Annotated in this window: 22 protein-coding genes; 16 read left to right on the top strand and 6 right to left on the bottom strand. The window is 66.7% G+C overall.

The genetic code is table 11. The features are described 5' to 3' along the window. Positions 1-70 precede the first annotated feature (70 nt). Both GN331_RS10560 and pbpC read left to right on the top strand, forming a co-directional pair. Positions 71-5,059 carry an alpha-2-macroglobulin family protein gene (locus GN331_RS10560; protein ID WP_156641940.1) on the top strand — a complete coding sequence of 1,663 codons (4,989 nt, stop codon included), beginning with the start codon at positions 71-73 and terminating at the stop codon, positions 5,057-5,059. After that, positions 5,056-7,416: a penicillin-binding protein 1C gene (gene pbpC / locus GN331_RS10565; RefSeq protein ID WP_156641941.1), complete on the top strand. Its 2,361-nt coding sequence runs from the start codon at positions 5,056-5,058 to the stop codon at positions 7,414-7,416. The genes GN331_RS10560 and pbpC overlap by 4 nt, the downstream gene beginning before the upstream one ends. Here the strand turns inward: pbpC and GN331_RS10570 are convergent, their stop codons facing one another. Then, positions 7,417-7,896: a peroxiredoxin gene (locus GN331_RS10570; RefSeq protein ID WP_156641942.1), complete on the bottom strand. Its 480-nt coding sequence runs from the start codon at positions 7,894-7,896 to the stop codon at positions 7,417-7,419. It abuts the gene before it with no gap. 79 nt (positions 7,897-7,975) lie between these two features. Between GN331_RS10570 and GN331_RS10575 the strand changes: the two genes are divergently transcribed. From GN331_RS10575 to GN331_RS10625, 11 genes are all read left to right on the top strand, one after another. Then, complete coding sequence (locus GN331_RS10575; RefSeq protein WP_156641943.1) at positions 7,976-8,869, top strand: DnaJ C-terminal domain-containing protein; 894 nt, start codon at positions 7,976-7,978, stop codon at positions 8,867-8,869. Then, positions 8,866-9,261: a hypothetical protein gene (locus GN331_RS10580; protein WP_156641944.1), complete on the top strand. Its 396-nt coding sequence runs from the start codon at positions 8,866-8,868 to the stop codon at positions 9,259-9,261. Before GN331_RS10575 ends, GN331_RS10580 begins: the two co-directional genes overlap by 4 nt. A 56-nt stretch (positions 9,262-9,317) precedes the next feature. Beyond that, positions 9,318-9,938, top strand: a complete 621-nt coding sequence (locus GN331_RS10585; protein ID WP_197427090.1) for a CDP-alcohol phosphatidyltransferase family protein — start codon at positions 9,318-9,320, stop codon at positions 9,936-9,938. Positions 9,939-9,998: 60 nt separating this feature from the next. Beyond that, positions 9,999-11,051, top strand: a complete 1,053-nt coding sequence (gene phaE, locus GN331_RS10590) for a class III poly(R)-hydroxyalkanoic acid synthase subunit PhaE (RefSeq protein ID WP_156641945.1) — start codon at positions 9,999-10,001, stop codon at positions 11,049-11,051. Next, positions 11,048-12,124 carry a class III poly(R)-hydroxyalkanoic acid synthase subunit PhaC gene (locus tag GN331_RS10595; protein WP_156641946.1) on the top strand — a complete coding sequence of 359 codons (1,077 nt, stop codon included), beginning with the start codon at positions 11,048-11,050 and terminating at the stop codon, positions 12,122-12,124. The genes phaE and GN331_RS10595 overlap by 4 nt, the downstream gene beginning before the upstream one ends. A 5-nt stretch (positions 12,125-12,129) precedes the next feature. After that, positions 12,130-12,570, top strand: coding sequence for a hypothetical protein (locus GN331_RS10600; RefSeq protein WP_156641947.1), 441 nt, complete (start codon positions 12,130-12,132; stop codon positions 12,568-12,570). Between the two features lie 315 nt (positions 12,571-12,885). Then, positions 12,886-13,083 (top strand): hypothetical protein, encoded by a 198-nt coding sequence (locus GN331_RS10605; RefSeq protein WP_156641948.1) that lies wholly within the window; start codon positions 12,886-12,888, stop codon positions 13,081-13,083. Beyond that, positions 13,083-13,286: a hypothetical protein gene (locus tag GN331_RS10610; protein ID WP_156641949.1), complete on the top strand. Its 204-nt coding sequence runs from the start codon at positions 13,083-13,085 to the stop codon at positions 13,284-13,286. The genes GN331_RS10605 and GN331_RS10610 overlap by 1 nt, the downstream gene beginning before the upstream one ends. A gap of 39 nt (positions 13,287-13,325) precedes the next feature. Next, complete coding sequence (locus GN331_RS10615; protein ID WP_156641950.1) at positions 13,326-13,760, top strand: bleomycin resistance protein; 435 nt, start codon at positions 13,326-13,328, stop codon at positions 13,758-13,760. Positions 13,761-13,832: 72 nt separating this feature from the next. Beyond that, positions 13,833-13,997, top strand: coding sequence for a hypothetical protein (locus tag GN331_RS10620; protein WP_156641951.1), 165 nt, complete (start codon positions 13,833-13,835; stop codon positions 13,995-13,997). Positions 13,998-14,031: 34 nt separating this feature from the next. Then, positions 14,032-14,214: a hypothetical protein gene (locus tag GN331_RS10625; RefSeq protein ID WP_156641952.1), complete on the top strand. Its 183-nt coding sequence runs from the start codon at positions 14,032-14,034 to the stop codon at positions 14,212-14,214. Between the two features lie 6 nt (positions 14,215-14,220). On the opposite strand, the gene GN331_RS10630 is transcribed toward GN331_RS10625, so the two are convergent. Then, positions 14,221-14,541, bottom strand: coding sequence for a hypothetical protein (locus GN331_RS10630; protein WP_156641953.1), 321 nt, complete (start codon positions 14,539-14,541; stop codon positions 14,221-14,223). Positions 14,542-14,602: 61 nt separating this feature from the next. Between GN331_RS10630 and GN331_RS10635 the strand changes: the two genes are divergently transcribed. Then, entirely contained in the window at positions 14,603-15,133 is a 531-nt protein-coding gene (locus GN331_RS10635; protein WP_197427091.1) for a DUF4166 domain-containing protein, read from the top strand. A gap of 164 nt (positions 15,134-15,297) precedes the next feature. Here GN331_RS10635 and lolD read toward each other — a convergent pair whose 3' ends face one another. The 4 genes from lolD to GN331_RS16790 all read right to left on the bottom strand — a co-directional run bounded on the left by lolD (position 15,298) and on the right by GN331_RS16790 (position 18,107). After that, on the bottom strand, positions 15,298-15,990 hold the full coding sequence (lolD, locus tag GN331_RS10640) for a lipoprotein-releasing ABC transporter ATP-binding protein LolD (protein ID WP_156641954.1): 693 nt from the start codon (positions 15,988-15,990) through the stop codon (positions 15,298-15,300). After that, complete coding sequence (locus GN331_RS10645) at positions 15,983-17,224, bottom strand: lipoprotein-releasing ABC transporter permease subunit (RefSeq protein WP_156641955.1); 1,242 nt, start codon at positions 17,222-17,224, stop codon at positions 15,983-15,985. Before GN331_RS10645 ends, lolD begins: the two co-directional genes overlap by 8 nt. Before the next feature lie 7 nt (positions 17,225-17,231). Further along, positions 17,232-17,438, bottom strand: coding sequence for a hypothetical protein (locus GN331_RS16785; RefSeq protein ID WP_231734445.1), 207 nt, complete (start codon positions 17,436-17,438; stop codon positions 17,232-17,234). A 528-nt stretch (positions 17,439-17,966) separates the two neighbouring features. After that, entirely contained in the window at positions 17,967-18,107 is a 141-nt protein-coding gene (locus GN331_RS16790; protein ID WP_231734446.1) for a hypothetical protein, read from the bottom strand. Here GN331_RS16790 and GN331_RS10655 point away from each other — a divergent pair. Further along, positions 18,106-20,343, top strand: coding sequence for a DNA internalization-related competence protein ComEC/Rec2 (locus GN331_RS10655; RefSeq protein ID WP_231734447.1), 2,238 nt, complete (start codon positions 18,106-18,108; stop codon positions 20,341-20,343). The genes GN331_RS16790 and GN331_RS10655 overlap by 2 nt on opposite strands. A 2-nt stretch (positions 20,344-20,345) precedes the next feature. Beyond that, the gene (locus GN331_RS10660; protein WP_331713443.1) at positions 20,346-21,029 is read left to right on the top strand and encodes a MotA/TolQ/ExbB proton channel family protein; all 684 of its coding nucleotides are present in this window, start codon (positions 20,346-20,348) and stop codon (positions 21,027-21,029) included.

Consider the following 21,029-nt stretch of genomic DNA (forward strand, 5'->3'; position numbering starts at 1 on the left):
ATCCGGCGCATGATTCGTGAATCGCAGGGCGACGGCCAGTCGCCGCACACACAAAACTTAGGGGTCGATCATGCAGCGGTCTGCGCGTCCGAACGGAGTCGGGGGTGCGTTTCGGAAGGCGGTCGGGTGGGCGGCGGTGGCCGCCTTGGCATTCGGTTTCGCCGCGGGCTGCAAACCGCAGCCGGGGGGTGAACTCCCGGAAGTGAGCGGCGAGAAGATCGCCGCCAAGAAAGCACAGGTCGCCGGGTTCGGCCTGGTGGCCGCGTATCCCGACCAGCAAGGCGACACGCTCGCGCTGGCGCTGGAATTCAGCAAGCCGCTGGTGGGCACGCAGGACTTCGACGACCTGCTGTCGGTCACCGACAAGGTCGGCGCGCCGATCAAGGGCAGCTGGGTGCTCGACGACAAGGGCGACGACGAAGGCCGCGTGCTGCGTTTCCCGCACGTGGAAGCCGACCGCGATTACATCGTGACCATCCCGGCCAAGCTCACCGCCGCCGACGGCCGCACGCTGAAGGAAGACATCCGCCGCACGGTGCACACCGGGCCGCTCGATCCGGTCGTCGGCTTCGCCTCGCAAGGCAGAGTGCTGCCGGCGCGCGAAAGCCGCGGCCTGCCGGTGGTGTCGATCAACGTACCGGAAGTCGACGTCGAATTCCTGCGCATCAAGGACAACGAACTCCCGCGCTTCTTCGCCGAGTTCCAGCGCGGCGGCCGACGCGGCACCTGGGATCTGGAACGCGATTACACCTGGGACGACGACTCGGGCGACTCGCACAGCCGCACGCCTTTGTCCAAGCTCGCCGAACCGGTCTACGTCAATCGCTTCACGCTCGGTGGCAAGACCAACGAGCGCGTGCTGACCTACCTGCCGCTGCAGGACATCACCGAGCTGCAAAAGCCCGGCCTCTACTTCGCGGTGATGAAGCGCACCGGCCAGTTCACCGATCAGTACGACACCGCGTTCTTCACCGTCAGCGACCTCGGCCTGCACACGCGCGCCTACAAGGATCGTCTGTTCGTGCACGCCGCTTCCTTGCAAACGGGCAACGCGCAAGCCACGGTCGAACTCAAGGTGCTCGATGCGAAAGGCGAGGCCATCCTGAAGGCCAGCACCGATCGCAACGGCAACGCGCTGCTGCCGTACAAGCTCGATGCGACGCATGTCCTGGTCGCCACGCACGGCACCGATGTGTCGATGCTGCCGTTCAATCAACCGGCGCTCGACCTCTCCGAATTCGCGGTTTCGGGCCGCGAACAAGCGTGGTTCGATGTGTTCGCATGGTCGGGCCGCGACCTGTATCGCCCCGGCGAAACGGTCCGCATCTCCGCGTTGTTGCGCGATCAGGACGGCCAGCCGATCGATACGAAGGGCAAGGCGCCGCAACCGATCTTCGTGCGCTACGTGCAACCCGACGGCAAGGCGTTGCTTGAAACGCGCCTGCAACCCGACGCGCAGGGCTACGTCCGCCACGCGCAGGCGATTCCCGCCGATGCCGCCACTGGTCGCTGGCGCGTGGAATTCCGCACCGATCCTTCCAGCAAGGACGCGGTGCAGGGCATGACGCTGCGCATCGAAGAGTTCCTGCCCGAGCGCATGAAGCTCGACCTCGACGCACCGGCGCGCCTCGCGTTCGGCCAGCCGATGCAATTGAAGGCGACCGGCGCGTATCTCTACGGCGCGCCCGCCGCCGGCAATCGCTTCACCGCGAAACTCGCCGTCGCCGTCGAACAACATCCGATCGAATCGCTGAAGGGCTGGTTCTTCGGCGACCCGACGCTCGCGCTGCCGAAGGAAGCCAAGGACATCGTCGACACCAAGTTCGGCGAGGACGGCACGCTGGTGCAGCCCATCGAGCTGGCGAAGGAAGCCAAACCCGTCACGCCGATCGCCGCGATCGTCACCGGCAGCGTGTTCGAAACCGGCGGGCGCAGCGTCAATCGTTCGATCACGCGCGTGGTGTGGCCGGCCGAAACGCTCGTCGGCGTGCGTCCGTTGTTCGACGACAAGGAAGGTCCGGGCTCGCAATCCAACGCCGGATTCGAACTCGCGCGTTACTCCGCCGACGGCGCGATGCGCGCCGTGCAGGGCGCGCGCGTCACGCTGATGCGCGAGAAGCGCGACTACCACTGGGCGTGGGAAGACGACGGCGGTTGGGACTACGACTACACCAGCCGCTGGTCGGCGATCGAAACGCGCGACATCGACCTGGGCACGAGCGCCGTGCGCATCAACTTCCCGGTGGAGTGGGGCAGCTACCGTATCGACGTCTACGATCCGACGACCAAACTCACGACGCGCTATCCCTTCACCGCCGGCTGGAGCTGGGACGACGAGAACCGCGGCCTCGACGCGCGCCCCGACAAGGTCAAGCTCGCGCTCGACAAGACGCATTACCGCGCCGGCGACACGATGAAAGTCACCGTGACGCCCCCGCACGCAGGCGAAGGCCTGCTGATGGTCGAGAGCGACAAGATGCTCTTCGTCCAGGGCATCACGGCGAAGGCGGGCAGCACGTTCGAGATTCCGGTGACGAAGGAATTCGAGCGTCACGATGTGTACGTCACCGCGCTCGTGTTCCGCGGCGGCAGCGCGCGGAGCAAGGTCACGCCTGCGCGCGCCGTGGGCGTGGCGCATGTCGTGATGGATCGTCGTGATCGCACGATCGCCATCGGGGTCGCCGTTCCCAAGGCGATGCGCCCCCAACAAAAGCTGCCGGTCGTCGTCAGCGCGCCGCAACTGGCGGGGCAGGTGGCGTATGTGTCGGTGGCGGCGGTCGACGTCGGCATCCTCAACATCACGCGCTTCCCGGTGCCCAATGCGGCCGAGCATTTCTTCGCGCAACGCCGCCTGGGCGTGGATGCGTACGACTTGTACGGCCGCGTGATCGAAAGCTTCGACGGCGACACCGCGAAGATCCGCTTCGGCGGCGACATGGCCGCGCCGCTCGCCTTGCCGCAAGCGCGCAGGCCGACTTCGCGCGTGCAGACGGTCGATCTGTTCAGCGGCCCGGTGAAACTGGATGCGAAGGGCATCGCCCGCGTGAAGCTCGACGTGCCCGACTTCAACGGCACGCTGCGTGTGTCCGCGCTCGTGTGGTCCGGCGGCAAGTACGGCAGCCGTGCGAACGAAACGCTCGTGCGCGCGCCGGTGCTGGCCGAAGCGAGCATGCCGCGCGTGCTCGCACCGGGCGACAAGAGCAACGTGACGCTCGATGTGCAGAACTTCACGGGTCAACCCGGGACGTTCAAGGTGCAGGTCGATGGCATCGGTCCGTTGTCGATCGGCAACGGCAGCCGCACGGTGAAGCTCGCGAAGGACGAGCGCGTGACGCTGACCTTCCCCTTGCAGGCGAAGGAAGGCTTCTCGACCGCGCAGGTGCGCGTGCGCGTCGATGGCAACGGCCATCCGGTCGATCGCAAATACGATCTGCCCGTGCGTGCCGCGTGGCCGCAGGTGATGCGCACGCGCAGCGTCACGCTGCAAGCGAATGGCCCGATCGCATTGGACAAGGAACTCGCCGCGGGCCTGATGCCGGACTCGGTGCGTGGACGCCTGGTGGTCAGCGCGTTCCCGCCGATTCCCTTCGCCGCCGCGCTCGTGGACGTCCTGCAGTATCCCTACGGCTGCGCCGAGCAAACGACGAGCAAGGGCTTCGCCACGCTCGTGCTCGACGATGCGACCGCGAAACTGCTCGGCGTGCCGCCGCTCGGCGACAAGGTGCGTCGCGATCGCATCGCGGGGGCGCTCGCGCGTCTTTCGGGCATGCAGGTCGCGTCCGGGCACTTCTCGTTGTGGGGTGGCGAGGACATGGTCGATCCCTCGCTGACGCCCTACATCGCCGAGTTCCTGCTCGACGCGCGCGAAGCCGGCTTCGCCGTGCCCGAAGCGATGTTGCAGAAGACGCTGAAGGCGCTCAACGAAGACCTGCTCTCCGGTGGCCCGCAGTTCTACAACTACGACCATCGCGCGCACCTGATGTTCGCGTATCGCGCGCACGCCGGTTATGCGCTGGCCCGCGTCAACCGCGCGCCGCTCGGCACGCTGCGCGCGCTGTACGACGACGAACGCAGCAAGGCCGAAACCGGCTTGCCGCTCGTGCGCCTGGGCATCGCGTTGTCGTTGCAGGGCGACCGACGCCGTGGCGCGAAGGCGATCGCCGAAGGCTTCGCGTTCGATGATTCCAAGCGCCCCGATTACCTCGGCGACTACGGCACGCGCCTGCGCGACGACGCGATGATGATCGCGCTGGTGCACGAGCGCGGGCTTGCGAAACCGGAGTACGACGCGCGCACCATCAAGCTCGGTCGCGAGCTCGACGTACGCCGCAAGGAACGTTGGTTCTGGCTCAGCACGCAGGAACAGGTATCGATCGCCCGCATGGGCAAGGCGTTGATGCGCGGCAAGGGCAAGGTGGTCGCGGGCCAGTGGATCGGCGCGAACGAACGCAGCGACGTCGCGAACGTGCCGATGACCGGCCGTGTCGTCGATGGCGGCGCGCTCGACCTGCGCTTCGTCCCGAGCACGCCGCCGCCGTACTACGTGAGCATGGAAGTCGCCGGCATCCCGCGTGAAGCGCCGCCGGTCGACAAGTCCGTGCTCGACATCAAGCGCGAGTACTACACCACCGATGGCAAGCGCTGGGAGGGCAACTCGCTCGCCGAAGGCGACAGCCTGATCGTGCTGCTCACGGTGAAGACCTCGGAGAAGATGCCGGACGCGCTGGTGACCGACCTGTTGCCCGCGGGCCTGGAGATCGAGAACTTCAACCTGGGCGATGCGAAGCAGTGGGCGGGCGTGGTGATCGACGGCATCGAGATCGCCAACCGCGACCGCGCGAGCGAGATCATCCACGAAGAGTTCCGCGACGACCGTTACGCCGCCGCGCTCAAGCTCGATCGCTACGACACCGCGCGCCTGTTCTACCTCGTGCGCGCGGTGACGCCGGGCACGTACGCGGTGCCGCCGCCGCAGGCGGAAGACATGTATCGGCCGGAGATTCGCGGCACGGGCGCGCGCACGCCCGCGACGATCACGGTGACGCAACCGGGGCAATGACCGTGCGCAGTCGAAGTCGGTGGTGGTGGCGGGGTTTGCTGGCAGTCGAGGTGCTGTTCGTCCTCGCGCTGTTGGCGGACCTCGCGTTCCCCGTGCCGTTGCCCGATGGGCGCGGCGCGGGGGCGATCGTCCTGGCACGCGACGGCACACCGTTGCGCGCCTTCGCCGATCGCGACGGTGTGTGGCGTTACCCCGCGTCGCTCGACCGCGTTTCGCCCTTGTACGTGCAAGCGTTGATCGGCTACGAGGATCGGTGGTTCTACAAACATCCCGGCATCAATCCGATCGCGCTCGCGCGCGCGGCGGGGCAGTGGGTGCGGCACGGCCGTGTCGTGTCGGGTGGTTCGACGTTGACGATGCAGGTCGCGCGCATCCTCGATCCGCCGCGGCCGGGGCGTCGCAGCGTGTTCGACAAGACGCGGCAGATGGCGCGCGCGCTGCAACTGGAAGTGCATCTGTCCAAGCGCGAGATCCTCGCGCTGTACCTGGATCGCGCGCCGTTCGGCGGCACGATCGAAGGTGTCGAAGCCGCCAGCTGGGCGTATCTCGGCAAGCCGGCGTCACGCTTGTCGCATGCGGAAGCGGCGTTGCTCGTCGTCTTGCCGCAATCGCCGAGCCGCCTGCGGCCGGATCGCGAGCCCGAGCGCGCACGCGTCGCACGCGACAAGGTGCTCGCGCGGATGGCGACGCAGGGGCTGTGGTCGGCCGATGACGTGCGCGAGGCGCGTGTCGAGCCCGTCGTTGCGCGTGCGCTCGAGCCGCCGCGTCATGCGCAGTTGCTCGCGCAACGCCTGCGCGATGCGTCGCCGGGCGTCGCGCGCATTCGCTCGACGATCGACAATGATCTGCAACGGATGCTGGAAGAGCGCGTTTCCGCGTACTTCTCCGACTTACCGCCGCGCACGTCCGCCGCGCTGCTGGTCGTCGACAACGCGACGCTGGAAGCGCGGGCTTACGTCGGTTCCGTCGAATTCGGCGATCCGCAGCGCCTGGGCCACGTCGACATGGTGAAGGCCTGGCGTTCGCCGGGTTCGACACTCAAGCCTTTCCTCTATGGCCTCGCGCTCGACGATGGTTTGATCCATTCGGAAAGTCTGCTCGTGGATGCGCCGCAATCCTTCGGCGATTACCGGCCCGGCAACTTCGACATGGCGTTCAACGGGCCCGTGGCCGCATCGGAAGCCTTGCGTCTGTCCTTGAACGTGCCCGCGGTCGATCTGCTCGATCGCGTCGGCCCCGCACGTTTCGCCGCACGGCTGGAGAATGCGGGCATCGCGTTGAAGTGGCCGCAGGGTGGAGCGCCCAATCTCGCGATGATCCTCGGTGGCACGGGTGCGCGCCTGGAGGATCTCGTCGGTGCGTATGCGGCGCTCAATCGCGATGGTATCGCCGGTCGCGTACGTTATCGGGCGGATGCACCGCGCGTCGATCGACGACTGCTGTCGCCCGGTGCGGCATGGATCGTGCGCGAGATCCTCGAAGCGCATGCGCGCCCCGGCAGCGTGGCCGACACCTTCGACCCGCGTTCGCGCATGCGCGTGGCATGGAAGACGGGCACGAGTTACGGCTATCGCGATGCGTGGGCGCTCGGCAGCACGCGGCGTTATACCGTCGGCGTGTGGGTCGGTCGTCCTGATGGCACGCCGTTGCCTGGACAGTACGGCGCGATGACAGCGTTGCCCCTGTTGTTCGAAACCATCGACAGCCTGCCGACGGCTGCGGTCGACAGTGCGCCGCGTCCGCCACCGACTGGCGTGGAAGAAATCGAAGTGTGCTGGCCGCTCGGTTTGCCGCCCGATCCCGCGACCCCGGAACTGTGCCGCAAGAAACGCGAAGCGTGGACGCTCGATGGCAACGTGCCGCCGACCTTCGCCGAACGCGATGCGCGCCTGTGGAACGCGGGCGTCGAGCGCTTCGATGTCGACGCACGCACCGGCCAACGCCTCACCGCCGAGTGCAGTGCGCAACACCCACGCAAACCCGCGGAACTCGCCCGCTGGCCCGCGCTCGCATCGCCCTGGCTCTCCGACGAAACGCGCGCGGCCGCGACCTTGCCCGCGCGCGCATCCGATTGCGAACCCGACAGCCGCGATGCCACGCAGTCGCTGCGCATCGATGGCCTCGTCGACCGCGCGACGCTCGCGCGTCCGTCGAACAGTTCGGCACCGCTGCGGCTTTCCGTGCGCGCGCTCGGGAGCGAAGCGCGCATTCGTTGGCTCATCGACGGCCGCATGGTCGGCGAAACGCGCGGCGCGGCGCCGTTCGATTTCGACTTCGCCGAACACGGCGCGCACACGCTGACCGCGTTGGCGGAAACCGGTGCGTGGTCGGCGATCGGTTTCCGGGTGATGGAATAGTTAGCCCAGTTGCTCGAGCACGTACTCGGCCGACGACACGCGGAACTCGCCCGGCGCTTCGACATGCAGCTGCTTCACCACGCCGTCTTCGGCGTACAGGGCGAAGCGCTTGGAGCGCGTGCCCATGCCGTAACCGCTCGCGTCCATTTCAAGGCCGAGTGCGCGCGAGAAATCGCCATTGCCGTCGGCCAGCATTTCCAGGCCCTGCGGCACGTGCTGCGATTCGCCCCAGGCCTTCATCACGAACGGATCGTTGACGGACATGCAGAGCACTTCGATGCCGCGCGCCTTGAAGTCTTCGTAATGCTGCACGAAGCCGGGCAGGTGGCGTTCCGAACACGTCGGCGTGAACGCGCCGGGCACCGCGAACAGCAGCACCTTCTTGTCGTCGAACAGCGCGTGCGTATCCACCGTCTCCACGCCTTCGCGGATGCGCTTGAGGGTGACTTCGGGGATGCGATCGCCGATCTGGATGGACATGGGGGAATCCTCGATGGGGGCAGACCACCGAGTTTAGGCGATGATCCCGCCTCGACGGCGTTGCGGTAGGCTTTCGCGCATGGAATTCAAGGACTACTACCAGATCCTCGGCGTGGAGCCCGGCGCGGGCGACTCGGAGATCAAGACCGCGTACCGGCGCCTCGCGCGCAAGTACCACCCCGATGTGAGCAAGGAAGCGGGCGCCGAAGACAAGTTCAAGGCCGTCAACGAGGCCTATGAAGCCTTGCGCGATCCGCAGAAGCGCGCCGCCTACGATCAGTTGCGCGCACGCGGCTATCGCCCGGGCGACGACGTGCAGCCGCCGCCCGGCGGTTTCCACGGCGGCCAGGGCGATTTCGATTTCGACGAAATCTTCGCCGGCGGTGGCGCGGGCGGTGGCTTCTCCGATTTCTTCGAATCGTTGTTCGGCCGCCAGCGCGGCGGACCCGGCGGTGGTCCGGGTCCACGTCCACAAGCGCGGGGTGATACGCGCGCGAAGCTCGCGGTGCCGTTGGAGTCGGTGTACAGCGGCGGCAACGTGCGCATCGGCGTCAACGGCCGCACGCTCGACATCAAGGTGCCCAAGGGCATCAAGCCGGGGCAATCGATCCGCCTCGGGAAGCAGGGCAACAACGGCGGCGATCTGTATCTGGAGATCGAGTACGCCGCGCATCCGCAATTCGAAGTGGACGGGCGCAACATCCTGCATGTGTTGCCGCTCGCGCCGTGGGAAGCCGCATTGGGTGCGACGGTGAGCGTGCCGACGTTGGGTGGTCCGGTGGAACTCAAGATTCCCGCGGATTCGGAGTCGGGCCGCAAGTTGCGTTTGCGTGGGCGCGGTTTGCCGGGACAACCGCCCGGCGATGAGATCGTCGAACTGGAGATCCTCGCGCCGCGCGCGCATTCGAACGAACAGCGCGAAGCGTATGAACGCATGCGTGATGCGTTCGGTGATGATTGGCGGCGGGAATGACGAATCCGTACGAGGCACCCGGGACGCTCATTGCGGAAACGCGGACGCCTCCCGAAACCACCTGGCGATGGCTCGCATGGAGCGCATCGGCGCTGAGCCTGGTGCCGGTCGGGTTGCTCCTCAGCATCCTGTTCGACGATTGGCGCCAGGTTTCCGCTGACGCGCTCATCCTGTTCCTGTTTGTTCTGTTCGGGCTGCCTTGGCTGATCACGGGCGCTTGTCTGGCGATGTTGCGGAAGATGGCGCTCTGGCCGCTGTTGCTCCTCACCTTGATGACGGGGTGGGTTTGGGGCTTCAACATGCACCTACGCGATCCGTCGGTCGCACTGGGTTACACACTGGCGATGCTGGCCATCGTGCTTTGGCTGCGGAAGCGCCGCGCCCTCGTCTGAGGTTGCGACGTTCACACCCCCTTTGGCACCCTGCGTCTTCGTAAAGGAGTCCAACGATGTCGCGACCCCGCCATTTCTCGATGCTGCGCGACTTCCACCTGGCGGATTGGTTCACGCTCGCCAACGCGTTCTGCGGCACCGGGGCGATCTTCGCGGCCATGCGCTTCCTGCAGGAAGGCGTGGTGCGCGACCTGCTGGTCGGCATGGCGCTGATCCCGCTGGCTTTCATCTTCGACGCGCTCGACGGGCGCGTGGCGCGCTGGCGCAAGTCGGCGTCCACGTTGGGCCGTGAGCTCGATTCGCTCGCCGACGTGATCTCTTTCGGCGTCGCGCCCGCGGCGCTGGGCTATGCCTGCGGCCTGCAGGGTGGGTGGGATTGGGTCGTGTTGTCGTACTTCGTCGGCTGCGGCGTGAGCCGCCTGGCGCGCTACAACGTCACCGCCGAGGCGCTCTCGGGCGCTGACGACAAGGTGAAGTACTTCGAAGGCACGCCGATCCCCACCAGCCTGCTGATCGTGGTGCTGCTGGCCGTGGCCGCCATCCAGGGCCGCATCGGGGCGGATCTGTGGTTCGGGGTGGTCCATCTCGGGCCGTGGCAGCTGCATCCGCTGGTCCTGGTGTTCGCACTGTCGGGTTCGCTGATGATCAGCAAGACCCTGAAGATCCCGAAGTTCTGAGGAAATGTGGCACTGCAACATTTCGAAGGATAGGATGCCCGCCTGACACGGGAGGCACGGATGGACGCAGGGCAGGATTTCGAGAAGATGGCACGGCAGTACTGGAGCGCATGGGGCGACATGCTTCGTGGCGCGACGGCGGCGGCCCAGCCCGCCACGCCGGACCCGATGAAGCAGTGGCACGACGCGGTGGACTGGTGGACCCAGCTCGCCCACGGCCAGCGCTCGGAGGTCAATGCCGCGGTCGACCGTTTCAACGGGCAGGCACGCAGCTGGTACGGCTCGATGCAGCAGGTGGCCGCGCAGTTCGCCGGGCACGATGCCTCGGCGCGCGACATCACCAATGCGTGGAAGTCGGCGCTCGGTGCGGTCGGCGAGAACCCGTTCCCCGAATTGTTCCGTTCGATGCGCGGCCAGGGCCAGCAGGGCCTGGACCAGTGGATCGAAGATGCTTCGCCGTTCCTCGATGCCTGGCGTCGTGAAGCCGGTTCGTGGCTCGGCATGCCGGCCTTCGGTTTCGCGCGCGAACACCAGGAGCGTTGGCAGAAGCTCGTGCAGGCGCAGCTGGACCTGCAACAGGAAAACAGCGCCTACAACGCGCTGATGGTGAAGTCGGGCCAGCGTGCGTACGAAGTCTTCGAACAGAAGCTCGCCGCGCGCACCGGCGACGGCCAGCAACTGAAGTCCGCGCGCGCGATGTTCGATCTGTGGATCGACTCGGCCGAAGAAGCCTACGCAGAGATTGCGCTGTCGGATGAATTCCGCAAGGTCTACGGCCGCCTCGTCGATGCGCAGATGCGCGTGCGCGGTGGCGTGCAGCGCGAAGTGGAAAACGCGACCGGCCAGCTCGGCATGCCCTCGCGCACCGAGATGGACGCCGCGCATCGCAAGATCACGCAACTGGAACGCGAAGTGCGCAAGTTGCGCGATGCCATCCTCGCGCAGCAAGCGCCGGCGCCGGCGAAAGCCGCACCGGTTGCAGCGCGCAGCGACGAGCCGTCGCTGAAAGTGCAGGGCGACAAGATCCTCGGCAACAAGCCGGCGGCGAGCACGCCGTCCTCGAACAAGCCGTCCGCGAAGACGACCACCAAGGGCAAGGGGAAGCGCGCATGAGCCTCGGCAACCAGGGTCCGCTGGACATCAGCCCCGAAGCGCTCGCCGACGAAGCGCTGAAGATGCAGCAGAAGCTCGGCGCGGGCCTCAACACCCTGCGCGAGGTCGACGACGTGGAATACGGCGCGACGAAGAAGGAAGCCGTGTGGTCCGACGGCAAGGTCGTGCTGTATCGCTATCGCGGCGAACAGGCGCCGACCGCCAAGGTCCCGCTGCTGATCAGCTACGCGCTGGTCAATCGCCCCTACATGGTCGACCTGCAATCCGATCGTTCGATCGTGCGCGGCCTGCTAGCGCGCGGCGAAGACGTCTACATCATCGACTGGGGCTATCCGGATCGTTCGGATCGTTACCTCACGCTCGAGGATTACGTCGAACGCTTCCTCGGTGGCGCGGTGGATTACCTGCGTCGCGAACATGGCCTGGATGCGATCAACCTGCTCGGCATCTGCCAGGGCGGCGCGTTCTCGCTGTGCTATTCGTCGCTGCATCCGGAAAAGATCCGCAACCTCATCACCATGGTGACGCCGGTGGATTTCCACACCGACGACAACATGCTGTCGAGCTGGACGCGCGCGATGGACGTCGACCTCTTCGTCGACACGCTGGGCAACGTGCCGGCCGATTTGATGAACTGGTGCTACCTCACGCTCAAGCCGGCGCGCCTGTTCGTGCAGAAGTACGTGGGCCTGGTCGACATCCTCGACGACAAGAAGGCCGTCGAAGATTTCCTGCGCATGGAAAAGTGGATCTTCGATTCGCCGGACCAGGCGGGTGAAGCGTTCCGCCAGTTCGTCAAGCAGTTCTACCAGGCCAACGGATTCATCAACGGCGGCATCACGATCGGCGATCGCGAAGTGCACCTGGGCATGGTGGAAATGCCGGTGCTCAACATCTTCGCCGAGCAGGATCACCTCGTGCCGCCGGGTGCGTCGAAGGCGCTGCGCAACGTGGTCGGCACGAAGGACTACACCGAGCTGTCCTTCAAGGGTGGCCACATCGGCATCTACGTGTCCGGTCGCGCGCAGAAGGAAGTGCCGCAGACCATCCACGACTGGCTGCTCGCGCGCTGATCGCAATGGGCGCGCTGCCGCTGACGGTCGCGCGCTCCATCGGCATGGTGTGGACCGTGCCGAACACCTTGATCGGATTGATCGCAGGCGTCGCAGGCATGGCCTTCGGCGCGCATGCGCACGTCCGCGTGCGCGAATGCGCCATCGTGTTCCATCGTTTTCCGTGGGGACCGGGCGGGGCGATCACGCTCGGGAATACCATCCTCCATACGGGTGATTCGCTCGATTCCGAATGCGTGACTTACGCGCATCGCGCAGGCCATGCGCACGAACCCTCGATCACCTTCGCCGACCACGAACGCGCGCATGTCTTCCAATACATGGCGCTCGGGCCGCTGTTCCTGCCGCTGTATCTCGCATGCGGCGGCGTGAGCGTGCGCAATCGATTCGAACGCGCGGCGGATCGTTACGCGCTGACCGGACGCGATTGGTGGCCGTGGTCTTGAAGCGGCTGTCGTGTTTGACAGTTTCTTGACGCTGCATCGAATACCTTCGCAACCGTCGAGGAACGTCCAAGAGTCCCGCCGTCCCAGGAACGAAAGGTTCGAGGGAATGGCAGTCGAAGACGACCACGACGAGCGGAAGCCTCGATCCCCTCCAGTCCCTTGAAAAAGGACCGCGAGATCGGGGCTTCTTTTTGCGTGCAAGAAAAAGATCGCGTCGCCACGTTCACGGCGCAGGGCGTACAAACGCGTTGCACAACGGCGATGACATTCGCCGCCGATTTCGGGCCTCCGTGCAGCTCCTGACTGGATGCTGCCATGAACCCCGAATCTCCGAGCGAGATCGAACGCCTCGCGCGCGCAATCACCGAAACAAGACGACTCCTGGAACAATCCGAACGCATCCTGCAGGAGGCCTCCGGCGCATTTGTCGAGCGTGCCGCTGCGCTTGTATCGCGAGCACCGCAGCACAAACAGATGGCGTCGAATCCAGGCGTGGGCGAGACAGGTTCCTGATGGTGGTTCTTTTCCTCGGCGGCCCGCTCGATGGAACGCGCACCGACTGGGCCAGTTCGCCGAACTATTTCGAGTACAGCGTTGCGGGCGGCATGGTTCCTTATTCCCCGCACGTCGAGATCACGATCCCCGGGGTCGATGCGGTCTATGTACCGATCGGCATGGGAGGCAACGCCATCAGCGACAGCCTCCGCCACCTGTAGCCCATTCGCCGAAGGGGGCTGCCGGCGCATACTCGCCCCATGGCGAACTTCCTCCAGATCACCCCGTTCATGCACGTGGCGGACGTGGAAGCGACGGCGAAGTTTTTCGCCGACATCCTCGGGTTCGAAATCCTCTATCGGCAGCCGGGCTACGCCTACATCGAGCGCGAGGGCTGCGGCATCCGCATGCTGGAGGCGGGCGAGGGCAACCCACTGATCACGGGGAACCGGCGGTTCCGGTACTACGTCGACGTCCGCGACGTCGACGGGCTCTACGCCGAGCTCAAGCCCAAGCTCGACACCCTGCCCAAGGAAGACGTCCACGGCCCGGCCGATAAACCCTATGGCCAGCGGGAGTTGCTCGTGAAGGTGCCCGACGGGGACCTGATCGCCTTCGGGCAGGGGATCTTCACACCCGATGGTGCCCAGGTGACCTCCAGGCGACAGGAAGGGGGTCCGGTTTCAGAAATGTGACTTTGTTCTCAATTTCACGGGGCCGGCTGGCGCGATCCTCTCGCCACGCACAGGGAGAACAGGGGCTCCGCCATGGACGCACAGACACTGCAATTCGCGCTCTTCCTCGGCATCGCCGCGGCGCTGTACACGCTGGTGACCGTCGGCCTGGAAATCGCCCGCCGCTTCTCGCTGCAATCGCGCGCCACCAGTGCGGTCGGCGTCGGCGCGGAGATCGCGCACCACCGCAACGATTGACCCACTTCAACGCGCGCCGAACGGGGCGCGGTTGATGAGCGCACTGCTCGAACTCTTCGCGGAAATCTTTTTCGAAGTCGCGGTCGTCGCCACCGGCCACGGGATCGGCTGGCTGCTGCCGATGCGTCGCAAGTTCTCCGACAACGAAGCGACCTTCGTCGGCGTGCTGTTCTGGGTGATCGTGATCGCAGGCGTGCTGTGGTGGCGTCTTAGCTGACGCGCATCAGCGGCTCATCAACGCGAACGCAAGAAACACGAGTACCGGCCCGGCCAGCGAAAGAAACGCCAGGCCGATGAGGCCTTGTGTCCGCTTCGTCGGTTCGTCGGCGCCTGCCTTGGCCAGGCGCACGAGACCGACGATGGCCACGGCCTGCATGATCAGCGTGATCGGGTAGACGAAGATCGCAATCGCGAACAGCGTGCTCCCGCCTTCGGTTTCCGGATGCGCCGCGAACAACACGCGCGCGGCGAACGCGGTGAGCGCCGCCATCAGGAGAGCGGAGGCGGCGAGGAGGAGCTGCGGCCAGCGGGGCGATAGGGTCATCGGGGGCGATTGTATGCGCTTGGCGCGGGGGGCTGGCGGCATAATCGCGCTGGGAACAACCATGCCGCAGTCGGGGGACGCGATGCACCAGATGACGCAGCCCGATGTCGTCACATCGGAGGGCGAACTGTTCCGCCGCGTGCTCGGTGATCAGTGGCGCAAGCTGCATCCCGATATCCAGCATCGCTTCGGGCGCAACCCGCAGGTCGGGCATCGCCTGCATTACACGGGGACGTTGTGGGAGCTGTCGTGTTCGCGCCTTGGGAGGTTGCTTGCGTGGGCGACGCAACCCATCGTGCGCGGCGCGCTGATCCCGGCCACCGACCACGACTTTCCGGTCGACATCGAGGTGTATTCGCGGCCTGGCGATCCTGCGATCTTCAAGCAGCGCACCTATCGGCTCAATGGGCGCAAGCCGGTCATGTTCACTTCGCGCATGGTGGCGCTCGGCACCGATCGCGTCATCGAGTACGTCGGTGCCGGGCTGGGGATGGTGCTGAAGTTGTCGGTCGACGATGGCAACCTGCATTTCACGAGCGAGCGTTACTTCTTCCAGATTTTCGGCACGCGTATTCCGCTGCCAGGCTGCTGACGCCCGGCAAGACGTTCCTCGTGCATCGCAACGAAGGTCCGGAGCGTTTCAGCATCCGCATTGAAATCCGCCATGCGTTGTTCGGCAGGACGTTTACGCAAGCGGGTGAGTTTTGGGAGATTGCTGCGCCGGGCCAACACTGAAAAACCTGGAGTGCCGCTCGGTCAAACCTCGCTGGGTGCCAGTTCCCTGAGCTTGCCTTCGTGCAGTTCAAGCACGCGATCCAGGCGACGCGCGAGTTTGCGATCGTGCGTCACGAGCACCAGGCTCGTGCGCTGTGCGTGGTTGAGGTCGATCATCTGCGCGAACACGTGCGCCGCGGTCTTCTCGTCGAGGTTGCCCGTGGGCTCGTCGCCGAGGACACACGCGGGCTTGTTCACCAGCGCGCGTGCAACGGCCGCGCGTTGGCGTTCGCCACCCGAGAGTTCGCCGGGCTTGTGTTCCAGGCGATGACCGAGGCCGACGGATTCCAGCAAGTCTTTCGCACGCTGTCGTGCATCCGGGATGTGCGTGCCGTTGAGCAGCACGGGCAGCATCACGTTCTCGAGCGCGGTGAATTCCGGCAACAGGTGATGGAACTGGTAGACGAAGCCGAGCGCCTTGTTGCGCAGCTTGCCGCGCTCGGCGTCGGACAGATCGCTCATGCGCTGGCCGGCGACCCACACTTCGCCCGCGGTCGGGATGTCGAGCCCGCCGAGCAGGTGCAGCAAGGTACTTTTGCCGGCGCCCGACGCGCCAAGGATCGCCACCGTTTCGCCTTCGGCGACCGACAACTGCAGGTCGTGGAAGACGTGCGTCTTCAGGTTGCCTTCGGCGTAGGTCTTCGCCAGGCGTTCGGCGCGCAGGACGTCACTCATAGCGCAGCGCCTCCGCCGGGGCCGTGCGCGCGGCGCGCCACGCGGGATACAGGGTGGCGACGAAGGCCATGCCGAGTGCGACCAGCGCGATGATGGTGACGTCGTCGGCGTTCAATTCGGTCGGCAATCCGGTGATGTAGTAGACGTCCTCGGGCAGCAACTGCACGCCGAGCACTTTTTCCAGCCCGTTGAGGATGTGGTCGAGGTTGAGCGTCAGCGCGATACCGCCGACGACGCCCAGCACGGTGCCGATGATGCCGATCAGCGTGCCTTGCACCATGAAGACCTGCATCACGCCGCGCGGCGTGAGGCCAAGCGTGCGCAGGATCGCGATGTCGGCCTGCTTGTCGGTCACCAGCATGACCTGCGAAGACACGAGGTTGAACGCGCCCATCGCGATCAGCAGCGAGAGCAGGATCGCCATCACCGTTTTTTCCATCTTGAGCGCGCGGAACATGTTGGCGTTCTCGCGCGTCCAGTCGCTGACGCTGTACGGCCCGGGCAACTTGAGCGCGAGGTCGCGGGCGACGTCGAAGGCCTTGTCCATGTCGTGCAGGCGCAGTCGCACGCCGGTGACGCCGTTGCCCATGCGCATCAGGCGTTGGGCGTCCTGCAGGTTCACGACCGCAAGACCCTTGTCGAATTCGTTGTAGCCGGCTTCGAACAATCCGCTGACCTTGAAGCGCTTGAACTGCGGCATCGCGCCCATGGGCGTGGCCTGCAGGTCGGTGGTGAGCACGACGTAGTCGCCGACATTCACGCCGAGCCACAGCGCGAGTTCGCGACCGAGCACGATGTTGAAGCTGCCGGGCGTGAGCGAGTCGATCTTGCCGTCGACCATCTTCTCGCCGAGGACCGAAACGTTGCGCTCCTGCCCGGGCACGATGCCGCGCACGATGGCCGGCTGGTTGCGCGCACCACGCAGCAGGCCTTGCGTTTCGACGTAGGGCGCGGCGCCGGCCACGCGCTTGTCCTGCATCGCAAGGTTCACCGCGTGCGGCCAGTCGGTGAGCGGATCGCCGTAGCCGCTGACGGTGGCGTGCGCCGCCATCTGCAGCATGCGATCGCGGATTTCGCGCTGGAACCCGCTCATCACCGCGAGCGTGGTGATGAGCGCGGTCACGCCCAGCGCGATCCCGAGGATCGACGCCAGCGAAATGAAGGAGATGAATCCATTGCGGCGCTTGGCGCGGAGGTAGCGCAGGCCGATGGCGACGGGGATGGGTTTGAACATGGGTCGCCTATCGTCGCATTTCGCGGGGTTGCGCGGACAGGGGCCCGCCATCGGCGACCGCGGCCGAGGGACTGGCCAGGCGCAGGGCCCGTCGTCCGCGCGCATCCAGCGTATCGGGCCAGAACGCGAGGCGATGGGTGCGGCCCTGCGCATCGCGGGCGCGCAGGAACGCGAGCGTGCCGCGCCAATGAACGTGATGATGTGTGAGGGGCATGGCGTCGAGCGTGGCGCTCCCATCGGACCGGACGATGAAGACCCGCGGCGGGCGGCGATGTTCCCGATACGCACAAACCAGCGCCCACAGGCACGCGGAGGCGGCAAGCGGACGCTCGAACATCGCAGGCACGGCGGACACGTGGACGGCCAACGCGCCGAGGGCGCCGAGCGCAATCAAGACGGCGACCACCCACCTCGATGGCCGCCAAATCAGGCGGCAATCGGGCGACGGACGCAAGCGAGGCGACGCGGAAGGCATCGAAGACATCCATGTCCGAGAGCGATGAACCCACCCTAACGCGACGCGCGTCAGCCCGCCGTCATCGGGTGCCGCACGCGCGTGTCGGAGTTCTCCGAACGTTCGGAAGCGCGCGATCGCGAAGCGCAGGCGCGATCCCGAATGAAGCAAGGCGGGAAGATTCCGTGCGATGCCGCGAACTTCGGCCCGAGCCTTGCGCTTACACACGTCGGCCCGGACGTGGCGAGATACGACGATGCAATGCGCATCGCCTCCAGCATCGAATCCTCACGTCGGAAGGGCGGGCATCGCCGCGGCCTTCGTCGGCGGCGCCGTCGTTGCGCTGTGGCTGCCGTTCGTCATTCCCGCCTGGGCGTGCGTCGCGATCGGTGTTGCGGCGCTGGCCATCGGCGCAACATCGTGCGTCATGCACGTGCGCGCGTGCTTGCCCTGGATCGTCCTGGCTGCGGTCTCGACAAGTGGTTTTGCGCTTGCGGGTTGGCACGCCGCAGACGCCCTCGGCGCCCGCCTGCCTGCGTCTCTCGAAGGGCAGGACCTTCGCATCCGCGGCCGTGTCGTCGACCTGCCGGATCGCGATGCGCGCCGAGTGCAATTCCTGTTGCGTGTCGATGACGATGCCTCGCAGGTCGGGGCGTTGCGCGGCAGAGTGTTGCGAATCGCCTGGTACGACGGAGGCGGTGCGCAGCCGCGCCCCGTCGCCGCCGGCAGCCATTGGGAATTCGATGCGCGCCTCCGCGCGCCGCGCGGCCTTCGCAATCCCGGCTGGTTCGACTCCGAGCGCCACGCTCTGGCGAATCGGCTGACAGCGGCCGGCTATGTCCGCAACGCGTCCAGCGCACGCGAGGTGGCCGCGCCGAAGGGCCTGCAAGCCTGGCGCGCCGACATGGCCGATCGCATCGATCATGCAATCGACGCACCCATCTCACGTTTCATCCGCGCGCTCGCACTCGGCGACACGCGTGGGCTCTCCGACGATGATTGGGCGACGCTCCGCGCGACCGGCCTGACGCATCTGATCGCGATCTCCGGCTTCCATGTCGGACTCGTCGCGGGGTTCTTCGCGCTCGCGGTGTCGCTGGTGTGGCGCTTCGTTCCTGCGCTCGCGCATCGCGTGCCACGACCCATCGCGATGGCGCTCGCCGCCGTGGCCGGTGCAGTCCTCTATACGGCGGTCGCCGGCTTCGCATTGCCCACCGTGCGCACGACATTGATGATCGCGGTCGTCGCCGCGGTGCGATGCACGCGTCGCGCGCATTCTTCATTCGATGCGCTGTCGCTCGCCGTCATCGCGATGGTGCTTGTCGCTCCCTTGTCGCTGCTTGGCGCGGGCTTCTGGCTCAGCGTCTGCGGCGTGGCGTGGTTGCTGTGGTGCTTGCCGAACGGCGACGGCGGCGTTCTGCGGAGTTTCGCTTCGGCGCAGGCGGTCGCGACGGTCGGGTTGTTGCCGCTCACGGTCGCGTTGTTCGGGCAAGCCTCGCTCGCCGGGCCGGTCGCGAATCTCGTCGCGATTCCGTGGTGGAGTCTGGTCGTCGTTCCACTCGCGCTGCTGGGCACGGGAATGGAGGCGATGCACGTCGGTCTCGGCGAGTGGCCCTGGCGCGCGGCGGCGTTCGCGTTCGATGCGACGTGGCCTGCGTTCGAAGCGCTCGGCGAAAGTCGGTTTGCCTTCGCATGGTTGCCCGAGGCGCGTTGGTTCGCGTTGCCGATGGCGGCCTTCGCTGCATTCTGGTGCCTGTTGCCGCGCGGCGTTCCCGGCAAGCCACTCGCGTTGCTGCTGTGGCTCCCGTTGCTCTGGCCCTCGCGCGATCTTCCGCCACACGGTGCATTCCGCATCGACGTGCTCGACGTGGGGCAGGGGCTGTCGGCGCTCGTGCGCACCGCGTCGCACGCGATCCTCTTCGACATGGGCCCGGCCTCGCACGACGGTTACGACGCCGGCGAACGCGCCGTCGTGCCCGCGCTTCGTGCGCTCGGGGTGCGCGCACTCGATGTCGCGATCATCAGCCATGCCGACAGCGATCACGCGGGCGGTTGGCATGCGGTGCGTCGCGCGTTGCCGATTCGCGACAGCCATGCGCCCGATGGTAGCCCGACGCCCGTCGCATCGCGCTGCATCGCCGGCCGAACGTGGCAACGCGACGGCGTGCGTTTCCGTTACCTGCATCCCACCGAACACTTCCCGTACCTGGGCAACGACGCCGGTTGCGTGCTGCGAATCGAAGGCGCGCACGGCAGCGCGTTGCTGACCGGCGACATCGGCGAGGTCGTCGAACGCACGCTGGTCCGCCGGGATCCCGCCGCGTTGCGCGCCGATGTCGTCCTCATTCCCCATCACGGCAGCGAGGGCTCGTCCGATCCCGCGTTCATCCGTGCGACCGGCGCCCGTGTTGCGCTCGTCGCCACCGGCGCCGGCAATCGCTTCGGGCACCCGCGCAGCGAGGTCGTCGCACGCTGGTGCGCCGCCGGCGCGCGCGTCCTCGAGACCGCCGCGGGCGGCGCCCTGCGTGTGGATGTGGGCTCGGATGGGCCGAAAACCGCCGCACGTCGCGAAACCCACGCGCGGCTTTGGGACGCAGCGCCCCGGTCCGGCCATGGGGCTGGGCTATGCTATCGGCGGAATGACGGGCCTGGCCCGGAGGAGTGAACGTGCTGGAACTGGTGCGCGCGGGCGGTTGGCCGATGATCCCGCTGTTGCTGCTGTCCGTGGTCGCCCTGGCGATCATCGTCGAGCGTTTCTGGAGTCTGCGGCGCAAGGTGGTCCTGCCGCCGGGCCTCGGCGCCGAGGTGCGCGCCTGGGCCGCCAAGGGTCGCCTGGACCCGGCCCACATCGATTCGCTGCGCCGCAACTCGCCGCTCGGCGCGCTGCTGGCCGCGGTGCTCGACGTCCGCCATCGCACGCGTGAAGAGATTCGCGAGCGCACCGAGGACGTGGGCCGCCACCAGGTCCACAAGATGGAGCGCTTCCTCAACACGCTCGGCACCATCGCCGCCGCGGGCCCGCTGCTCGGCCTGTTCGGCACCGTGGTCGGCATGATCCAGATGTTCCTCGGCATCCTCGACCAGGGCATCGGCGACGTGAACCAACTCGCCGGCGGCATCGGCAAGGCGCTGGTGTGTACGGCGGCCGGCATGATCGTCGCCATCCCGGCGCTGTGCTTCCATCGTTACTTCCGTGGCCGCATCGCTGCGTACATCGTCGACATGGAACACGAAGCCTTCGAATTGATGGACGCGCTCGACCCGCGCGCCGCCGCAGCGCGCGCTGCCGCCGCCGCCAGTGGGCAGGCGCCCGCCACGCCGCCGGCCCGCGCGAGCGCCAGCGTCGACTGA

The sequence above is a fragment of the Noviluteimonas gilva genome, assembly GCF_009740395.1.
GTDB classification, from domain to species: Bacteria; Pseudomonadota; Gammaproteobacteria; order Xanthomonadales; family Xanthomonadaceae; genus Noviluteimonas; species Noviluteimonas gilva.

Excerpts from the sequence above, each read along its gene's own strand:
- GN331_RS10645 (WP_156641955.1), bottom strand. The coding sequence starts at position 17,224 with ATGTTCAAACCCATCCCCGTCGCCATCGGCCTGCGCTACCTCCGCGCC.
- phaE (WP_156641945.1), top strand. The coding sequence starts at position 9,999 with ATGGACGCAGGGCAGGATTTCGAGAAGATGGCACGGCAGTACTGGAGC.
- GN331_RS10560 (WP_156641940.1), top strand. The coding sequence starts at position 71 with ATGCAGCGGTCTGCGCGTCCGAACGGAGTCGGGGGTGCGTTTCGGAAG.
- GN331_RS16790 (WP_231734446.1), bottom strand. The coding sequence starts at position 18,107 with ATGACGCACGATGTTGCGCCGATGGCCAGCGCCGCAACACCGATCGCG.
- GN331_RS10655 (WP_231734447.1), top strand. The coding sequence starts at position 18,106 with ATGCACGTGCGCGCGTGCTTGCCCTGGATCGTCCTGGCTGCGGTCTCG.
- GN331_RS10580 (WP_156641944.1), top strand. The coding sequence starts at position 8,866 with ATGACGAATCCGTACGAGGCACCCGGGACGCTCATTGCGGAAACGCGG.
- GN331_RS10635 (WP_197427091.1), top strand. The coding sequence starts at position 14,603 with ATGCCGCAGTCGGGGGACGCGATGCACCAGATGACGCAGCCCGATGTC.
- pbpC (WP_156641941.1), top strand. The coding sequence starts at position 5,056 with ATGACCGTGCGCAGTCGAAGTCGGTGGTGGTGGCGGGGTTTGCTGGCA.
- GN331_RS10575 (WP_156641943.1), top strand. The coding sequence starts at position 7,976 with ATGGAATTCAAGGACTACTACCAGATCCTCGGCGTGGAGCCCGGCGCG.
- GN331_RS10630 (WP_156641953.1), bottom strand. The coding sequence starts at position 14,541 with ATGACCCTATCGCCCCGCTGGCCGCAGCTCCTCCTCGCCGCCTCCGCT.
- GN331_RS16785 (WP_231734445.1), bottom strand. The coding sequence starts at position 17,438 with ATGCCCCTCACACATCATCACGTTCATTGGCGCGGCACGCTCGCGTTC.
- GN331_RS10595 (WP_156641946.1), top strand. The coding sequence starts at position 11,048 with ATGAGCCTCGGCAACCAGGGTCCGCTGGACATCAGCCCCGAAGCGCTC.
- GN331_RS10570 (WP_156641942.1), bottom strand. The coding sequence starts at position 7,896 with ATGTCCATCCAGATCGGCGATCGCATCCCCGAAGTCACCCTCAAGCGC.
- GN331_RS10620 (WP_156641951.1), top strand. The coding sequence starts at position 13,833 with ATGGACGCACAGACACTGCAATTCGCGCTCTTCCTCGGCATCGCCGCG.
- GN331_RS10605 (WP_156641948.1), top strand. The coding sequence starts at position 12,886 with ATGAACCCCGAATCTCCGAGCGAGATCGAACGCCTCGCGCGCGCAATC.
- GN331_RS10610 (WP_156641949.1), top strand. The coding sequence starts at position 13,083 with ATGGTGGTTCTTTTCCTCGGCGGCCCGCTCGATGGAACGCGCACCGAC.
- GN331_RS10615 (WP_156641950.1), top strand. The coding sequence starts at position 13,326 with ATGGCGAACTTCCTCCAGATCACCCCGTTCATGCACGTGGCGGACGTG.
- GN331_RS10600 (WP_156641947.1), top strand. The coding sequence starts at position 12,130 with ATGGGCGCGCTGCCGCTGACGGTCGCGCGCTCCATCGGCATGGTGTGG.
- GN331_RS10585 (WP_197427090.1), top strand. The coding sequence starts at position 9,318 with ATGTCGCGACCCCGCCATTTCTCGATGCTGCGCGACTTCCACCTGGCG.
- lolD (WP_156641954.1), bottom strand. The coding sequence starts at position 15,990 with ATGAGTGACGTCCTGCGCGCCGAACGCCTGGCGAAGACCTACGCCGAA.
- GN331_RS10625 (WP_156641952.1), top strand. The coding sequence starts at position 14,032 with ATGAGCGCACTGCTCGAACTCTTCGCGGAAATCTTTTTCGAAGTCGCG.